The following is an 18722-nucleotide window of genomic DNA, read 5'->3' on the forward strand; positions in this document are numbered from 1 at the left end:
GCCGTACCGGAAGGTGCGGCTGGAACACCTCCTTTCTGGAGTCTCTGAGATCTTGAAGTATAGACGATCTAAATATAAGATATCATACTGTGAGACTATTGACTTGCTTTTGCTCTTCAATATGAATTATATAGCATCTTTCGGTTGCCAAGACAATTGAAAGATGCTTTTTTGTCTCTTTTTCTCTGTTAATATTATGTTTTACTGTCTATGTGATTTCTAGAAAAATAAGTATCTTTGGGCTTATGTTAGTGCCGGTTGGATGGTATTATTCAATCATAATCCTGTAGGATGAAGTGGCACTTTTATTCAATTAATTTCTGTAGACAATGCAAGAAGAGTTTGAGAATAACAAGGATAGGGTCATCAAGGTAAATATTGATGATCAGATGAAGTCTGCGTACATAGACTATGCGATGTCCGTTATCGTGAGTCGAGCACTTCCCGATGTAAGAGACGGCTTCAAGCCAGTTCATCGTCGCATACTTTATGGTATGAATGAATTGGGTAATACTCCGGATAAGCCTTACAAGAAGAGTGCGCGTACGGTAGGGGATGTGATGGGTAAGTATCATCCCCACGGTGACGGCTCTATCTATATGGCTCTCGTACGCCTTGCGCAGGATTGGTCTATGAGATATATGTTGGTAGATCCGCATGGAAACTTTGGTTCTATCGATGGTGATATGCCTGCTGCGATGAGGTATACTGAGGCTCGCCTCGCACCTTTGGCGATGGAGATGCTATCCGATATCAATAAGGAAACCGTAGACTTCGTGCCCAACTATGATGATTCTACAACTGAACCATCCGTACTTCCCTCTCGCATCCCTAACTTGCTTGTCAATGGAGCCTCTGGTATCGCTGTTGGTATGGCTACCAATATGGCACCACACAATCTTACTGAAGCACTCAATGCTTCCTTGGCTTACATAGACGCTCGCGGGGAGATAACTGTAGATGAACTTATGGAGTATATCAAGGCTCCTGATTTTCCTACGGGAGGTATTATCTATGGTTATTCTGGTGTGAAAGATGCATTTCATACAGGTCGGGGACGCATTGTCATTCGGGGAAAGGCTGAGATCGAGACAAGCGCTCTCCACGATCAGATCATCATCAATGAATTACCTTATCTTGTCAACAAATCAGAGTTGGTTAAGAGTATCGCCGAACTCGTCACCACAAAGAAGATCGAGGGGATTTCTAACATAGCAGATGAAACAAGTAGCAAAACCGGTATCCGTATCGTTATCGATGTCAAGCGTGATGCTCATGCTGCTGTTATTCTAAACAAACTGTATAAATACACAGCGCTTCAGTCTTCTTTCAGTGTTAATAATATTGCTCTCGTTGATGGGCGTCCACAGTTGCTAAATCTGAAAGATTTGGTAGGAGAGTTCGTGAAGCATCGTACAGATGTTGTAACTCGCCGTACGAAATATGAACTGCGTAAGGCTGAAGAACGCCTGCATATTCTCGAGGGACGTATTATTGCGACAGACAATATCGATGAGGTTGTGTCTATCATACGTGCTTCGGCTCGTCAAAGTGAAGCAATAGAGAAACTGATGGAACGCTTCAACCTCTCTCAGATACAGGCTCGCTCTATAGTTGAGATGCGTCTTGGCCAACTTACAGCTCTTGAAATGAACAAATTGAGAGAGGAGTATGATGGTCTTGTCAAACAAATCGAGTTCTTCAATGAAATACTTACAAATGAGGATGCGCTTTACCGTATTATTTCTGAAGAGCTTATAGAGATACGTGATAAGTATGGTGATGTGCGTCGATCAGAGATTGTCTATGCTTCTGAAGAACTAAATCCCGAGGATTTTTATGCTGATGAAGAGATGATCATTACTCTCTCTCATTGCGGTTACATCAAGCGCACGCCACTTTCTGCATTTAGAGCACAATCAAGAGGTGGTGTGGGTGCAAAGGGATCAGATACAAAAGAAGAGGATTTTGTAGAATATATCTACTCGGCATCTATGCATGCGACACTGTTGTTCTTTACCGAGAAAGGACGTTGTTATTGGTTGAGAGTATTTGAGATCCCGGAAGGGTCTCGAACATCGAAAGGCCGTGCGATCCAGAATATTCTGAACTTAGACTCTGATGACAGGGTCACAACATGTATTCGAGTGAAGAACTTGACGACAGATACAGAGTATGTAAACTCCCATTATTTGACATTTGTAACTCGTAGAGGAACTATTCGTAAAACCACTCTTGAAGCGTTCTCACGCCCAAGAGCTAATGGTATCATTGCTATCGGATTGCGAGATGAGGATAAGGTCGTGTCTGTCTTGCTTTCAAATGGCAAGTGTGAGTTTATCCTTGCAAGTCGTAACGGAAAAGCTATTCGTTTTCACGAGTCTTTGTTGAGACCTCAAGGGCGTCAGACCATGGGTGTCCGGGGTATGCGTCTTGAAGAAGACGGAAAGGATGAAGTAATAGGAGCTATTTGTATTAAAAAACCTGAAGAAGAATCTATCCTTGTAGTATCCGAGAATGGATATGGTAAGAGATCGCAGATCGATGATTACCGTATAACAAATAGAGGGGCCAAAGGTGTAATAACTCTTAAGGTTACAGATAAGACAGGTGATCTTATTGAGATTAAAAATGTAACTGATGAGCATGACATAATGATTATCAATAAGTCCGGAGTGACCATCCGAACTCATGTCAGAGATATTTCTGTACAGAGTCGAAATACTCAAGGGGTTAGGTTGATTAACCTTGAACGTCGAGGAGATGAGATTGCGTCTGTATGTCGTGTGGAAGCTCAAGAGGAGGAATCCGGTGATGATGTCATTCAAGAAGTTGAAGGTGTTTTGACCGATAACCCTAAAGAATCAGAAGAGTAAAATAATTATTGAATTTGCTATTGATCATCTCTTCTGTATTAGTGATTAGTTATTTGGATATCTATGCTGACATGGGATTGTTGTGTGGTGTTGATGATTTTTTCCTAAATTTGGCGCTAAGGAGTAGATTTGATCGTAGTATTCACTTATAAAGTTAAATCATAAACATGAAAAGAGTATTTTTATTTGCCGCAATGTCTCTTGCCATAGCATCCCCTGCTTTGGCTCAGACGAAGAGTGTGAAGCAAGCAGAACGTATTGCAAAGGATGATAAACCTGACTTTGCTCAGGCTCGTAGTATCATACAGCCTACATTGACCAATCCGGAGACAATGAACGATGCTCGTGCTTGGTACGTTGCCGGTCTCATTGAAGAAAAGCAAGTAGATATGGAAAAGATCAACATGTCTTTGAGCAAGCCCTTTGATGAAGTTGCTTTCTACAGTGCATTGTATGCAATGTATCCATACTATATCAAGGCTGACTCTTTGGATGCTCTTCCCAATGAGAAAGGTAAAGTAAAAAGAAAGTTTAAAAAAGAGATTTACAAGGCATTGAGCGAAAATCATGGCTTCTTTGTCAATGCCGGATCTTTTTATTTTGACAAGGAAGATTATGACAATGCTCATAAGTTCTTCAAGCAATATTTGAATGTCAAGAAATTGGAAATGTTCCAAGGAACTCCAATTGCTGAACAGGACTCAATGTCTATGCAGATTGGCTTTTTCTCTGCTTATGCAGCTTCAAAAATGAAGGATAATCTCAAAAATGCAATTGCAGAGTACGAAGAGATCAAAAATGTTGATTATAGAAGAAATGATGTATATCAACTTCTTGCCTCTGCTTATATGGAACTTGGTGATTCTGTTAACTATGAGAGAATTTTGGGTGAAGGTGCAGCTATTTTCCCAAAAGAAAAGTATTTCGTGTTCAATCTGATTAATATTTTTGTCAGAAAAGGAGAGCATGAGAAGGCAAAAGTATTCTTGGAAAAGGCGATAGCCCAAGATCCTCAAAATAAGCAACTTTATAATGTGTTAGCGACCGTCTATGAACAAGGATTCAAAGATATTGCTAAAGCAGAGGAAATTTATGGGCAAGTTTTAGCACTTGATCCAACGTACGCTGAAGCTATCATAGGTCTTGGTCGTATTTACTATAATCAGGCCGTTGCGATCCAAAGTGAAGCAAACTCAATCAATGATGTCAAGAAATACAAGGCTAAGGACGCAGAGGCAAAAGTCCTCTTCAAGAAAGCTCTTCCTTACTTTGAAAAGGCCGTTGAACTTGAATCTACCAATACAGAGTATCTCATGGCTTTGCGTGGTATCTACTATAATCTTGATATGAATGATAAGATGGAAGAGATAGAAAAACGCATCTCTCAATAAATAGTCCATATTGAATTTTATAAGAAGGTCGCTTGAGTAATTCGCTCAAGTGGCCTTTTTCATTTTATCATCGGTTGGAGAATCATATTTGTATGGTAGCATAAAAAATCCTTCCTTTGCAGTTGGTAACAGCCGGGTTAAGAAGGCTTTTGGTAGTCCTTGACACTTCATTAGGTTTTACCATTTTAGCATTAAGCATGTAGTTTGAGACTCTCCTCAGAATGTAGAAGCTCATATGATACAAATATATCAATAGCTCAGGGCTTTATATCCGAACAGCATGACATTATGTGTAATGTGATCTCGTGATAGAATATTGAAGCTTGGGATATTATAAGTCTTTCTGTACTTCTTTTTATGGGAGTTTTGGATGGTTGTCTGTTTTTTGACATTATCATCCAATAAGATTATTTTGTTGGTATATCAAGGAGAATAATATACCCCTTATGATTTTTATGAAATAACTGTCTTGGTGTAAAAGATCAGATTTTCATAGACCACTATTATTATGACTAATGCTTAGATACGTATTTTACAACATTTTTATTGATAGCAATCATGACTTTTGAATCTATTGCATCACCGATCAAGGTAAAGGAAATAAAGTTGAAGAATGGTTTGACAGTGTGGTTGAATGAAGACCGCTCTCAATCCAAGGTTGTTGGCGCTCTTGTCGTCAAGATAGGGGCAAAGGACTCTCCTAACACAGGTATAGCACACTATTTTGAGCATATTATGTTCAAGGGTACCGACCGTATAGGTACTGTTGATTATGATGCCGAAAAAGTGATCCTTGATAAGATTGAGTCTAAATATGCAGAGCTCAAAACCAAGATCAGTGATGCCGAAAGACTTGAGGTACAGAAGGAAATAAATCAACTTTCAATAGAGGCTGCAAAATATGCCATCCCTAATGATTTCAGCAATCTCATATCCAAGTATGGTGGTACCAGACTGAATGCCGGTACATCTTATGATTATACGGTCTATCACAATGTTTTTACTCCCCAGTATTTGGAGCATTGGTGTGAACTCAATAGTGAGCGGATGATCTCTCCGGTCTTTAGACTGTTTCAGAGCGAGCTTGAGACTGTTTATGAGGAAAAGAATATGTATGACGATCGCATCCAAAGTGGTGTGATGAAAGCCATCATCGAGCGCATTGCAGCTCCTCATCCTTATCAGTATCCAATCACAGGAAGTACAGAGAATCTCAAGAATCCGGATCTCACAGAGATGAGGGCATTTTTTGAAAAATATTACATTGCCGGCAATATGGGGCTTATTTTGACCGGAGATTTCGATGCCGATACAGCTATTCCGATTATAGAGAGAACATTCGGACGTATACGTGCCGGTGAAGTGGAGCGTCCCGTAGCAGCTCCTCCAAAGCCTTTTGTCGGTGCCGAGAGGTTCACGGTCAAGTTCCCGATACCATTCATCAAAGGAGCGATGATGGCATGGCATACCGTACCTACGTATCATGAGGACAAGGAGGCTATTGATGTCATGGTAGCTCTGTTGTCCAACGAAGGAAAGACCGGTCTGCTGGATCGCTTGACGGTGGATGGTAAGGTCATGATGGCTCAAGCCGCACATGTCTCTTTGTTAGACTTTGGGGCGTTGCTCGTTTTTGCTGTGCCCAATCCTCCGCTTCAGCTTACCTCATCTGCTCAGAAGAAACTAAAGAATGCTGTATCTGCTATTAGGAACGGTGACTTCAGCGAAGACTTCTTTCAACGTGTCAAGAGAGAGCTCTTGAAGAACACTTTGCTGAGCCTTGAAGATCCTATTGAGAGAGCGCAGATCATGTATAATGCGTTTGCCTCGGGTTTGTCTTGGGATGGGTATGAGCAGAGACTTAAGCAGATGGAGATGCTTACAAAGGATGACATTGTGAGAGTCGCTAATATCTATTTAACTCATAATTATTTGGATATCAGAAAGAAGACTGGAAGATACCCTAAGGATAAGATTGCTAAGCCTCCTTTTGCGCCGATTCTTCCTCCTAATAGAGGTGCAGAATCACCTTTTGCTCAACAATTGGCAAAGTTGGCTGTGCCTGACAGTGATGTACACATACTTGATTTTGACAGAGATGTAGAGAGGATTTACCTCGGTGATAACAAACTGGCCACACTCTATGTCACGGAAAATAAGGTCAATGATATATTCTCTCTTGATATAGTATACCAATGTAATCAGTACAATGACCCAAGATTGCAGTATTTAGACGAATATATGACTCTTTTGGGATCAAATTCCAAGAATGCTCACGAAGTCAATGAGGCTTTTCAGAACTTGGGAGCGTCCCTCACATGGAGTGTTGCACGACGTGAAGGGGTACGTATCAGTCTGACAGGATATGATAAATATTTTGAGGAGACAATCCGATTGCTACATGACTTTATTTTCGATCCGAAGGCGGAGCAAAGGAAGATCAAGAAACTTGCAGATAACAAGAAGCTATATGACAAAAGTGTCAAAAAATCATCTGATGAACTTTCCACTCGTCTCTTTGAGTATGTAAGGTACGGGGATGCTTCTGACTTCAGACGGATGTTGACGCTTTCAGAAGTAAAGAAACTCAAAGGTGAAGATCTGTTACAACTTCTTCGTCAGGTGTTGAAGACTGAAGTTGACATCCACTATACCGGACAACTAAAGGCCGGAGAGATATCCGATTTGCTTTATAGTGCATTGAAAATAGGTGAAGTAAATAGGGCGGGGGATACACTCTCATTCTTGGAGCCTCTCAAGCAGCAGGAGACAAAGATCTTTGTCGTGAATGAGCCTAAGGTCAATCAAGCCGTGATCCGAGCATATGTTGGGATTGATGATCTAACCTCTAAGGAAATGGATAGTGCAGAGCTTTATACGACATACCTTGGAAGAGGCATGAATTCTCTTTTGTTTCAAGAGATCAGAGAGTATCGCTCCATGGCATATGGTGTTGGCGGTTATTTTGACTCTTTGGACCCTATATTTGAAAAGGAAAAGGGAGATCTTATCCTTTATATGTCTACTCAAGCCGATAAGACTGCTGATGCCATCTTCCTCCTTGACTCTCTTGTCCGACTTTCGCCCGAAGTTCCGGAGAGATATGAAAACGCACGGAAGTCTCTCATAAATATCGCGTATACAATGTATCCCGATATCAGGCGAAAGGGCAGAAGAATAAGTAATTTGAGACGTCGAGGATTCAAAAATGATATTGCTGTAGATTACCTGAATATTGCAGCCAATGTATCTCAAGAGGAGGTGAAAAGATTTCATCAGCATAAGATACAGGAGGCTCCGATAATTTATACGGTTGTCGGCAACACGAAATATATCGACATAAAGAGACTCCGACAGCTTGGAGAGGTGATCTTTCTCAAGGATAAAGACTTCTTGAGATTTTGATCTCTTAGGATAAGGCTGTAAAAAAGGTTGTCTAACTTAAAGAATAAAGTCGTCTAACTTTCGGAAGAAAGTTAGACGACTTTTTTTGTCTCTTCTCTGTCCTTGTATATCATTCGTCTAAAACTTCATTTCCTTATACGAGAGAGTTCTTAGGCATCTTAGATGATAATATGCCCCGGAGGTGACAATCCTTAGAAATGCTGATTTTAATCTTCCGTAGGCTTCTGAACGCTTCTATAAATCCTTATAGACAAAATCGTTTTGCCATTATAGAAGTTCCCAAATTGCATAGGTGTCAGGTCGAATGTTGTCTTGGTTTCATAGTGGTGGTAAAAGAAGTGCCCAAGCAATTCCTCTAGGAAAACGATATTGTTTGCCTCTAGAAGTGCCTTAAACTCCTTAATCATTTTCCAATCCCCTTCATAGTCCCAATAGGCTAGATTGATGTCTTTATAAAACCCATAAATCTGCTCAACCTGATCGACAAATGGGTGTCCCTCCGGTAGCTTATGTGGAGGATCTAGTTTGGTATAGAAGCGGTATGCTCTCGCTAATAGTGGAGAGTCTTCTTCTTTTGCATTGAAAAACCAAAAACGTGAAGGCGGGGTTGATAGTTTCGCGTCTTTTGTCCCGGCGTGCTGTTCTTCGTAAGTCAATACTCAGCTTTCTTTTTACCGTGTATGTTCTCTTTCACGTGTCCTGCGTATCCCTACAATCCTTTTAATGGCAATCCGGACTAAAATGTTGGATATGGTTGTGGCTGTTGAGGATCATACAATATATTGATGCTCGCTGCCCCCTCAGATTCATATTTGACAAAGGCATTGAAATGATCCTTTTCATTGGAAAACTCTGTCCTATTTTTTTGCTCTTCGTTTTCAGAAAACCATAGGACTCCATGAACTTCTCAAACTTTTCTCCACGGAAAAGGGCTTCATCCGAAGTAGGTATGCTCACGCTCATATAGTTGCTACTTGAGCTTTTCTTGAACTTATACTTCATGTATGGAAATGCTTTTACACCTGTATAGAAGCGATAGACTGTTTTTATTGAAGGTATTATTTGGGGTCAAAATAAGTGTATTCCCTTTGGCATTTTCATATTTTATCACGTCAGGAATTTTCGCCGGACTTTTCAGAATCGGAACTATCAGAGTCATCACTCCCTCTTGCTTTACAGATATCTCTTTCACACCCTTTTCTGTGTGTACAAGCGGACTCCCCTCTCACATACAGGGCTTCATTAGGCTCTGTTTCAAGAGTGAGAAAATTATCTCCTTGATTGTAGGACTCTTTCATCCAGGGTGTATTTTCGACTTTGAGATCAAGTTTACCGATATTGGAGTCAAATCTGAGTCTCTTTACAGTCGTATTAGGCCCGAGTGCGATTTCTTTTGCATCTATGTTGAATATAATATCTCATCTTCTGCATCTTGAGATATTTTTACTTTGCCGATACTATTCCCTGTTTTTACAATGATGTAAGCTATTCTGTTCACGGATAGGGATTATAATCGACTTTTATGAGAAGCCTATCCCTGTCTTTTTTCAGTGAAAATCATGTGCCTTCATGATCCGAAAGCGCGGACCATTGAGAGGCATTAGTCCTGATAGTTATGCTTTTTTCTGACGGATCTTTGGTAAAGTTGACCGTCATATCGGAAATATCAAGGGTGACATCATTGAAGATATTATCTTTCCCGAACGATACTAGAAAGAGCAGCAAAATAACGCACAATATTCGTTTTATCAATTTTGTTTGCTTATCCTGTTGCTTCCTCCTTTTCGCTCAGGAGAGCGGAAAGGCAATCTTCTCACTTCCATCATTCGAGCATGCCGTTATCTGTATCAAACACTTCGAAGGTTACATACTTTGAAAGGCTATCCCTATGTAGGTTATGGGCACAGACTTGTGCTCGAAGAGTAGCCTAGGGAGATGATGACGGAACGGCAGGCGGATTCCTTGGTTCGGGCTGACCTGATGAAGTATTTTGTATTCTACCTTTTCTCTTTGCTTACGGATTTTGCTTTGTCTGCTTTTGTGTCTTCTATGTAGGCTTGTGGGACAAGCAACTTTGGGCTGTGTATAGCCTTGCCTAATCTTTGGAGTATATCCACATAGTCGCAACATATTGAAATATTCTCTATCTCATAGCATGGTGAGTGGCTACGAGATAGGATTGCCAACAAGCATCAAATGTCCTAGAATTGAGAAGAAGGTATTTCAAATATTCAGTTCTATCTGCTTTCAGCTGGGCTTTCATACGGCTGTCAGATAACAATGGAGGAATAAAGATTGTAGGTACAGTACCGTGAAAATTTTCCTTGAACCCATTCTTGAGAAGTATATCCGTAACCTTGAAAAATGGGATTCTGATATTCGTGTTTTGATCTATTTGGGGGTGGGGGAAGTCTGTGATTTTGTTACACTTTGGCAGAAAATATTTATTCTGATATCAGGGTTAGATAAGTAATTATTCGTATTTTTGTAACACTGAATACATTAGATTGGCGTGATAAGCCTCATTTATTAAATCAAAACAAAACTTAAATGTCTACTAAAAGAGTTTATTTCTTCGGTAATGGTACTGCCGAAGGTCAGGCAGGCATGAAACTGCTATTAGGTGGAAAGGGAGCAAACTTGGCCGAGATGAATCTGATCGGTGTTCCGGTTCCTCCGGGATTTACTATTACCACAGAAGTGTGTAAGGAATATTATAGCTTGGGTAAGGAAGAGGTCATCAAACTTATCACTCCCGAAGTGGAGGAAGCCATTGCTAAAGTTGAGGACTTGATGAAGTCTAAGTTTGGTGATGTCGAAAATCCTCTTCTTGTTTCTGTACGTTCAGGTGCTCCTGCTTCTATGCCTGGTATGATGGATACAATCCTCAACCTTGGTCTCAATGATGAGGTGGTCGAAGGACTTGCTCGTAAGACGGGTAACGAGCGCTTTGCTTGGGACTCTTATCGTCGCTTCGTGCAGATGTATGGCGATGTTGTACTTGGCATGAAGCCCGTGAATAAGGAAGATATCGATCCATTTGAAGCTATCATCGAAGAGATGAAGGAAGCTCGTGGTGTCGAACTCGATACAGAACTTACTGTCGAAGACTTGAAGCTCCTCGTGGCTAAGTTCAAGGAGGCTGTCAAGGCACAGACAGGACATGACTTTCCTGCTTCTGCTTATGAGCAGCTTTGGGGTGCTGTCTGCGCAGTATTCAGCTCTTGGATGAATGAGCGTGCGATCCTATATCGCCAGATGGAAAATATCCCTGAAGAGTGGGGTACTGCTGTCAATGTCCAAGCAATGGTCTTTGGTAACATGGGTGAAACATCTGCTACTGGTGTTTGCTTCTCTCGTGATGCAGCAACTGGTGAAAACCTTTTCAATGGTGAGTATCTTATCAATGCACAAGGAGAGGATGTCGTAGCAGGTATCCGTACTCCAAGAGAAATTACAAAGATCGGTTCACAACGCTGGGCAGATAGAGCGGGTGTCAGTGAAGAAGAGCGTGTAGCTACTATGCCTTCTCTCGAAGAAGCAATGCCGGAGATTTACAAAGAACTCGATGCTCTCCAAACTAAGCTTGAAGATCACTACCGTGATATGCAAGATATGGAGTTTACCGTACAAGAGGGTAAGCTATGGATGCTTCAAACTCGTAACGGTAAGCGTACAGGTCTCGCAATGGTAAAGATCGCTATGGATCTTCTAAGAGAAGGGTATATCGACGAAAAGACTGCATTGATGAAGATCGAGCCTAATAAGCTTGATGAGCTTCTTCACCCTGTATTTGATAAGGCTGCTCTTGCTTCAGCCAAACGCATCACTCGTGGTCTCCCAGCATCTCCAGGAGCAGCAACAGGTAAGATTGTGTTCTTTGCTGATGACGCAGCTAAGCTTTACAACGAAGGTGGTCACCGTGTTATCCTTGTCCGTAATGAGACTTCTCCTGAAGACCTCGCAGGTATGCAGGTGGCAGAAGGTATTTTGACTGCACGTGGTGGTATGACATCTCATGCTGCTGTTGTTGCTCGTGGTATGGGTAAATGTTGTGTCTCTGGTGCCGGTGCGTTGAAGATCGACTATAAGGCTCGTACTTTGACCGTTGATGGCAATGTATATAAGGAGGGTGATTTCATCTCTCTCAATGGTACTACCGGTGAAGTGTATGAAGGTATGGTAGATACCAAAGCTGCAGAACTTGATCCTGACTTCGAGGCACTTATGGCTCTTGCTGACAAGTATGCTAAGCTTACTGTACGTGCCAATGCTGATACCGGTCATGATGCTAAGATCGCTCGTTCGTTCGGTGCACAAGGTATTGGTCTTTGCCGTACAGAGCACATGTTCTTCGAAGGTGATAAGATCAAGGCCATGCGTCGTATGATCTTGGCAGAGAATGCAGAAGGTCGCCGCGAAGCTCTTTCAAGAATCCTCCCATACCAGAAAGATGACTTCAAGAGCATCTTCCGTGAAATGAATGGTTTGCCAGTGACAGTACGTCTTCTCGATCCACCTTTGCACGAGTTCGTCCCACACGATCTAAAGGGACAGCAAGAAATGGCAGAAGATATGGGGATCTCTATGGAGCAGCTCCAACACCGTATCGAGAGCTTGAGCGAACAAAACCCAATGCTTGGTCACCGTGGTTGCCGTCTTGGTAATACATATCCTGAAATCACTGAGATGCAGACACGTGCCATCATCTCTGCAGCTCTTGAGCTCAAGAAAGAGGGTGTGACTGCGGTTCCTGAAATCATGGTACCTCTTACAGGTATCTTGTATGAGTTCAAGGAACAGGAAAATGTCATTCGTGCAACAGCAGAAAAGGTGTTTGAGGAAATGGGTGATCGTATTGACTTCACTGTTGGTACGATGATCGAAGTTCCTCGTGCTGCTTTGACAGCCAATAGAATAGCATCATCTGCAGAGTTCTTCTCATTCGGTACAAATGACCTTACTCAGATGACATTTGGTTATTCACGTGACGACATTGCTTCCTTCCTTCCTGTTTATCTTGACAAGAAGATTCTCAAGGTGGATCCATTCCAAGTCCTTGACCAAAACGGCGTTGGACAGCTTGTGAAGATGGCTACTGAAAAGGGTAGAGCGCAGCGCCCAAATCTCAAGTGTGGTATCTGTGGTGAGCATGGAGGTGAGCCGTCAAGTGTGAAATTCTGTCACCGTACAGGCCTCAATTATGTGTCATGTTCTCCATTCCGTGTGCCTATCGCTCGTCTTGCAGCAGCTCAAGCTGTGATTGAAGAGCAAGCGTAATCTTGTATAATATAATTCTGCAGGGGATGCACTCATGAGTGCATCCCCCGTTTTTTATATCAAGGGATAAACGTTTCTCTTACTTCTTGAATTGCGGGAGATTATCTTCAAAATTGGGGATGATAAGAGACTTATATGTCATTTTTACTTCTCTTTTTTCCTTATCTTTGTACTTCGTAAATACATAAGTTTTTATCGAACAGTGACCTAAAAAAGTTTTGTGAGTATTAAGAAGCTCTATATATACATCATCAAGACATTCTTGCCTTTGTTGCTTGTCTCCTTTTCGATCTCATGGTTCGTTGTGGTCATGCAGTTGCTTTGGAGATTTGTCGATGACCTTGTTGGAAAGGGTATCGATGCAATAATTTTTGTCAAACTGATGTTCTATGCAGCGATGACAGTGGTTCCTCTATCTCTGATACTCGCGATACTTGTGGCTTCACTTATGACTTTTGGTAATCTTGGGGAGCGTCTTGAACTTTTGGCGATGAAGTCTGCCGGGGTACCCCTTTACACCATAATGAAGCCGATTTTCATTTCTGTGATTGTGATATCTGTCGGCTTATTTATCTTTCAGAATGATTGGATGATTAAGTCTCAAGTGAAGTTTTGGACGTACTATTTTTCTATTAGGAATAAATCTCCGGAGCTCGCAATACCTGAAGGTGTTTTTTATAAAGATTTAAGTGGTTATAGTATCTACGTAAAGGAGAAAAATTCAGATTCTAAACTGCTTAAAGGTCTTATGATATATGATTATAGGTCAGGTATCAATGATGCAACTGTAATCCTTGCAGATTCAGGCCGTATATATAGCACAAAGGATAACAAAGCCCTCATATTGGAGCTGTATCGGGGTGAATCGTTTAAGAATCTTAGAAAGCCCTCTTATGTTGATCCGCAAGAGCTTATACCATATTTGAGAGAGAAGTTCAGACAAAAAACAGTACATATCAATTTTGATTCTAATATGGATATGTTCGATGAGGGGGCAATATCATCTCAGTTTGTTGGAAAGAATATTATAGAACTAAGACAATTTTCAGATTCACTGCAGTATGTCGTTGACTCTTTGGAGGTAGTTGCCGCAAGAGAAGTTGTCGGCAACTCGTATCAAACGAGGTTTCTATCCGTGGAAACAGGTAATTACTCTAGGGATGAAGTTTTGGTGGGGGAAGATGAGGATGCCGTTAGATCTGATACAGATGAGATTGTAAGAGGTGGAGATAAACAGTCTTTGTCCATTGCGGAGTCTTATCCTTCAAAATTTAAGGGCCTGCCAGTACCTTTGCAACAGAGATTCTCAATGAAAAAGAGACTTTCTGATATGGGAATGAAAGAGATGATAAATCTCTACACAAATACTGCCGAATTAATCTCAAATAGGTTGTCAATGACGAGTTTTTCTCGTTCTGAAAGAGAAGGGACGCTCTCAACTTTGCGCAAGAATGAGTTTGAATTTCATCGAAAGATAACTTATCCTGTGGCATGTATTGTCTTCTTTTTTATCGGGGCTCCTTTAGGTGCAATTATCCGTAAGGGGGGGCTGGGTACTCCAATTGTCACTGCAGTCCTTTTCTTTATTATCTACTATGTCCTTGAGACAATGGGCTTAAAGATGGCTAAGGATGGCAAGGTTGAGGTCTGGATAGGGATGTGGCTACCATCTATGGTGTTAGCTCCCATTGGTCTATGGTTGAGTTATATTGCAGCCAAGGATTCTGCAAAACTTAATCTTGATAACTATATTAATGCGGTGCGAAAGGTTCTTGGTACATCTACAATACGTAAGATCGTCTATAAGGATATTACGATGACAGATGTAGACTATCTTCAAGCTACAAAAGATCTGGAAGAGTTAGAAGTCAAGGTGAAAAATCATCTTTCTTCTCCTGCGATGTCTTATGCTGATTTTTTTCTCAACAATAATGGACATCTTCAGAGACAGGATATATTTAACCTGACAGAGAAAGTGGTAGATAATCTCTCTAATTCAAGAGACTATCTTCTTATAAACAGGTTAGCAAACTATCCTTATTTGAAGGATTTATCACGCACTCTGAGATTGAACAATCGGATTGGAAATCTGTTGCTGATGGTACTATTCCCATTAGGATTGACATTTTATGGGATCTATCTTTATCGAACTAAGGCCTACAGACGAGAGATGAATAATATCCTCATTACAAATAAACAGATTGTGGAGCTACTCCCTGGAAACAATGAATAATCAAACACTTATATCATTATTATAATGGAAAGAATATTAAACACGATCGAGGAAGCCATTGAAGATTTTAAGAATGGTAAAATCATCATTGTTGTTGATGATGAAGATCGTGAAAATGAAGGAGACTTTATCGTCGCTGCAGAAAAAGTAGATCCTGAGATCATTAACTTTATGATGAGATACGGCCGAGGAGTGCTGTGTACTCCTATGTCAGAGGAGCGTTGTGCACAACTCGAACTGCCTATGCAGGTGAAGGAGAATACGTCTGTACATGAGACTCCATTTACCGTCACCGTTGATCTTATCGGGCATGGATGCACTACGGGTGTTTCTATGTACGATAGAGCTATGACGATTAAAGCCCTTGCAGATCCTAATACCAAGCCTACCGATCTTGCACGTCCCGGACATATCAATCCGCTCAGAGCAAGGAGTAAGGGCGTGTTGCGCAGAGCCGGGCATACTGAGGCGGCTGTTGACTTTGCTAAGTTGGCAGGCCTTGAGCCTGTGGCTTGTCTCATTGAGGTTATAAACGAGGATGGTACTATGGCACGTTTGCCTGAGCTTCTTGAGATAGCGAAGAGGTTTGACTTTAAGATCGTTTCGATTGCGGATCTCATTGCGTATAGGCTCAAGAGTGAGTCAATAATGATAAAGGGTGTAGAAGTTGCCCTTCCTACTTATTTTGGTGAATTTCGTATTGTGCCTTTCAAGCAAAAAAGTAATGGTGTCGAGCATGTTGCGTTGATCAAAGGTGATGTCAGCAATGGTGAGCCTGTCCTTGTGCGTGTGCACTCCTCTTGTGCTACAGGTGATATTTTTGGATCTCAGCGATGTGAGTGTGGGGAGCAACTACATACAGCGATGCGAAAGATCCAGGAAGAAGGTCGAGGGGCTATTATCTACCTTAATCAGGAAGGGCGAGGCATCGGCTTGTGTAATAAGATACATGCTTACAAACTTCAAGATGAGGGTATGGATACTGTTGAGGCTAATATCGCTCTTGGTTTTCAGCCTGACGAGAGGGATTATGGTATCGGGGCCGAAATGCTTCGCGCTATGGGTATCCAAAAGATGAGACTCATGACAAATAATCCGACCAAAAGAGTCGGTCTTGAGTCTTATGGCCTCGAGATTGCAGAGGTTGTCCCTATTGAGATCTTGCCGAATAAGCATAATCTTACGTACCTTCAAACTAAAAGAGATCGTATGGGGCATAATCTTCATGAGCTTTGATAAGCTGATCTTTTACCAAGGAGTGAGTCCTTGAATACTGAGATAATGAGAGCCTGATATATATCATATCAAGCTCTCATTGTTTTAATCCTAAATTTATTGGTCTGGATGTGTTTTTTGATACCGGCAGACAAGAACATGTACAACAGTTAAAAGCGATATGCTTATCCTGACTTATTGATGTGTCTATATTATCGTAATAAGTTAGACGTCTGTTTTTTTATTTGTATTCTATGCTGGTGGACTGCGTGACCGGAGTTCCTGTAACAGGGTAATTTTTGTGTTGTTTGGCTTTCATGATCTTTAACATGAGTATAAGGTAGACATTCCTTACCAGATTCTAAGCCATGTAATATCTGTTAGTTATTGGGCGATTTTTCTTATTTTTGCAGTTCAAACAGAGTAAGTATAACCAACCATTGTATTAGAGTAACTACAATAATATGATTACATCAGACCAACTAAGCCAATTGTTGGAGCGCCGAGATGCGCTGAGGGGGTATCTTTGACATTGACCAGAAGAGAATTCAACTGGAAGAGGAAGAATTAAGAACTCAAGACCCTCATTTTTGGGATGATCCCAAGAAGGCAGAGTCCCATATGCAGATCATAAAGTCTCTTAAAAACTGGATAGAGGGATTTGAGAATGTCGATAGTATCGTAGAAGAGACAAAACTATCGTTGGATTTCTATAAGGAAGATCTTGTTACAGAAGATGAGGTTGATGACAACTATGCTAATGCTCTTAAAAAAGTCGAGGAGCTTGAGTTGAGAAATATGCTTCGTCGAGAGGAAGATCGGCTTGGGGCAGTGCTGAAGATCAACTCAGGTGCCGGCGGTACCGAGGGGCAGGACTGGGCGTCTATGCTTGCACGCCTGTATCAGCGTTGGTGTGAAGCTCACAATTACAAAGTCACAATCACTAACTGGCAGGATGGAGATGAAGCCGGCATCAAGACTGCAACTCTCCAAATAGAGGGTGATATGGCATATGGCTTCCTTAAAAGTGAAAATGGTGTCCATCGTCTTGTTCGTGTTTCTCCCTATAATGCACAGGGTAAGCGCATGACTTCTTTTGCATCGGTATTTGTTGTTCCACTTGTAGATGATACAATTGAGATAGAGGTCAATCCTGCGAATATATCTTGGGACACGTTTCGAAGTGGTGGAGCGGGGGGGCAGAATGTCAATAAGGTTGAAACAGGTGTACGTCTTAGATATATGTACACTGACCCTGACACAAAGGAAGAGCGTGAGATAATTATCGAGAATACCGAAAGCCGTTCGCAGCTTAATAATAGAGAGAATGCTATGCGCCTCCTTAAGAGCCAACTGTATGATCTCGAGCTCGAACGCCGTCGCAAGGCTCAGGCATCGATTGAGGATTCCAAGTTGAAGATTGAGTGGGGCTCTCAGATTAGAAGTTATGTCTTTGATGATAGACGAGTCAAGGACCATCGTACTAACTACCAAACAAGTGATGTCAATAAGGTAATGGATGGTGAAATCGATGAATTTATCAAAGCATATCTCATGGAGTTTGGTGGTGGAGAGTGATCTAGTGAGAAAATAAAGTAATCACGTAAAATAAATTAACTACTTATGGCTACTACAGCAGATTTTAGAAATGGTATGTGTCTGGATATTGATGGCAGCTACTATTTCATTATTGAGTTCCTTCATGTTAAGCCTGGTAAAGGTCCGGCTTTTGTGCGCACAAAACTTAAAAATGTAGAGACTGGTCGTGTCCTTGACAAGACTTGGAACTCTGGGGTTAAAGTTGAAGAGGTGCGTATTGAGCGCCGTCCTTATCAGTATCTTTACAAAGATGATATGGGACTTAACTTTATGCATCCTGAGACTTTTGATCAAATTCAAATCCCTGAGAAGAGCATCACAGGTGTGGAATTCCTCAAGGAAGGGGATATGGTCGAAGCTATGGTACATGCTGCGAGTGAAACAATTCTTACTTGTGAGCTTCCGGCTCATGTCACTTTGGAAGTTACATATACTGAGCCCGGCATCAAGGGAGATACTGCTACCAATACACTCAAGCCTGCGACTGTAGAAACAGGTGCAGAAGTGCGTGTCCCTCTATTCATTGAGACGGGAGAAAAGATCATCATCGATACAAGAGACGGATCATATCAGGGGCGCTCAAAGGAGTAAGCATAATATATATTGAAAAATGAAGGAGACTCGGAGATCAGATATAATCTTCCGAGTCTCCTTTATTTTAGGTTATGGTCTGTTGGAATTTAAGTTGAAAGGCATTATTTTTGCCATGAAAAATAACGTTTG

The 18722-nt window shown here is 41.4% G+C and carries 10 protein-coding genes and 2 pseudogenes; 9 read left to right on the plus strand and 3 right to left on the minus strand.

What is annotated here, in order from left to right; genetic code table 11:
* Positions 1 to 329 precede the first annotated feature (329 nt).
* The 3 genes from gyrA (at position 330) to Q4A14_RS03575 (ending at position 7672) form a co-directional block, all read left to right on the plus strand.
* Positions 330 to 2876: a DNA gyrase subunit A gene (gene gyrA / locus Q4A14_RS03565; protein WP_303169990.1), complete on the plus strand. Its 2547-nt coding sequence runs from the start codon at positions 330 to 332 to the stop codon at positions 2874 to 2876.
* 167 nt (positions 2877 to 3043) lie between these two features.
* Complete coding sequence (locus Q4A14_RS03570; protein ID WP_303169992.1) at positions 3044 to 4267, plus strand: lipopolysaccharide assembly protein LapB; 1224 nt, start codon at positions 3044 to 3046, stop codon at positions 4265 to 4267.
* A gap of 558 nt (positions 4268 to 4825) precedes the next feature.
* A complete protein-coding gene (locus Q4A14_RS03575; protein ID WP_303169993.1) occupies positions 4826 to 7672 on the plus strand; it encodes a pitrilysin family protein in 2847 nt (948 codons plus the stop codon).
* Positions 7673 to 7878: 206 nt separating this feature from the next.
* On the opposite strand, the gene Q4A14_RS03580 is transcribed toward Q4A14_RS03575, so the two are convergent.
* Together Q4A14_RS03580 and Q4A14_RS03585 are read right to left on the minus strand one after the other, a co-directional pair.
* The gene (locus Q4A14_RS03580) at positions 7879 to 8328 is read right to left on the minus strand and encodes a hypothetical protein (protein WP_303169994.1); all 450 of its coding nucleotides are present in this window, start codon (positions 8326 to 8328) and stop codon (positions 7879 to 7881) included.
* Between the two features lie 64 nt (positions 8329 to 8392).
* Positions 8393 to 8674, minus strand: coding sequence for a hypothetical protein (locus Q4A14_RS03585; RefSeq protein WP_303169996.1), 282 nt, complete (start codon positions 8672 to 8674; stop codon positions 8393 to 8395).
* A 724-nt stretch (positions 8675 to 9398) separates the two neighbouring features.
* Here Q4A14_RS03585 and Q4A14_RS03590 point away from each other — a divergent pair.
* Positions 9399 to 9658 (plus strand): annotated as a pseudogene (locus Q4A14_RS03590) (hypothetical protein); the annotation flags it as partial.
* A 9-nt stretch (positions 9659 to 9667) separates the two neighbouring features.
* On the opposite strand, the pseudogene Q4A14_RS03595 reads toward Q4A14_RS03590, so the two are convergent.
* Positions 9668 to 10040, minus strand: a pseudogene (locus Q4A14_RS03595) (PcfJ domain-containing protein); the annotation flags it as partial.
* 182 nt (positions 10041 to 10222) lie between these two features.
* Between Q4A14_RS03595 and ppdK the strand changes: the two are divergent.
* From ppdK to efp, 5 genes are all read left to right on the plus strand, one after another.
* On the plus strand, positions 10223 to 12952 hold the full coding sequence (ppdK, locus tag Q4A14_RS03600) for a pyruvate, phosphate dikinase (protein ID WP_303169998.1): 2730 nt from the start codon (positions 10223 to 10225) through the stop codon (positions 12950 to 12952).
* Between the two features lie 220 nt (positions 12953 to 13172).
* Positions 13173 to 15185, plus strand: a complete 2013-nt coding sequence (locus tag Q4A14_RS03605; RefSeq protein ID WP_303169999.1) for an LptF/LptG family permease — start codon at positions 13173 to 13175, stop codon at positions 15183 to 15185.
* Positions 15186 to 15209: 24 nt separating this feature from the next.
* Positions 15210 to 16421 carry a bifunctional 3,4-dihydroxy-2-butanone-4-phosphate synthase/GTP cyclohydrolase II gene (locus Q4A14_RS03610; protein ID WP_303170001.1) on the plus strand — a complete coding sequence of 404 codons (1212 nt, stop codon included), beginning with the start codon at positions 15210 to 15212 and terminating at the stop codon, positions 16419 to 16421.
* A 443-nt stretch (positions 16422 to 16864) separates the two neighbouring features.
* Positions 16865 to 17978, plus strand: a protein-coding gene (prfB, locus tag Q4A14_RS03615) for a peptide chain release factor 2 (protein ID WP_303170002.1) whose coding sequence is annotated in 2 segments (ribosomal slippage) — positions 16865 to 16927 and positions 16929 to 17978 — 1113 coding nt in all. Because the reading frame shifts where the segments join, the coding sequence is not laid out codon by codon here.
* A 45-nt stretch (positions 17979 to 18023) separates the two neighbouring features.
* Complete coding sequence (gene efp, locus Q4A14_RS03620) at positions 18024 to 18590, plus strand: elongation factor P (RefSeq protein ID WP_303170003.1); 567 nt, start codon at positions 18024 to 18026, stop codon at positions 18588 to 18590.
* Positions 18591 to 18722: the final 132 nt, after the last annotated feature.

Origin of the sequence: Porphyromonas sp. (genome assembly GCF_030529325.1) — a bacterium.
Lineage (GTDB): Bacteria > Bacteroidota > Bacteroidia > Bacteroidales > Porphyromonadaceae > Porphyromonas_A.

Coding starts and splice junctions, on each gene's coding strand:
- Q4A14_RS03570 (WP_303169992.1), top strand. CDS start 3,044: ATGAAAAGAGTATTTTTATTTGCCGCAATGTCTCTTGCCATAGCATCC.
- Q4A14_RS03610 (WP_303170001.1), top strand. CDS start 15,210: ATGGAAAGAATATTAAACACGATCGAGGAAGCCATTGAAGATTTTAAG.
- gyrA (WP_303169990.1), top strand. CDS start 330: ATGCAAGAAGAGTTTGAGAATAACAAGGATAGGGTCATCAAGGTAAAT.
- ppdK (WP_303169998.1), top strand. CDS start 10,223: ATGTCTACTAAAAGAGTTTATTTCTTCGGTAATGGTACTGCCGAAGGT.
- Q4A14_RS03575 (WP_303169993.1), top strand. CDS start 4,826: ATGACTTTTGAATCTATTGCATCACCGATCAAGGTAAAGGAAATAAAG.
- Q4A14_RS03585 (WP_303169996.1), bottom strand. CDS start 8,674: ATGAAGTATAAGTTCAAGAAAAGCTCAAGTAGCAACTATATGAGCGTG.
- efp (WP_303170003.1), top strand. CDS start 18,024: ATGGCTACTACAGCAGATTTTAGAAATGGTATGTGTCTGGATATTGAT.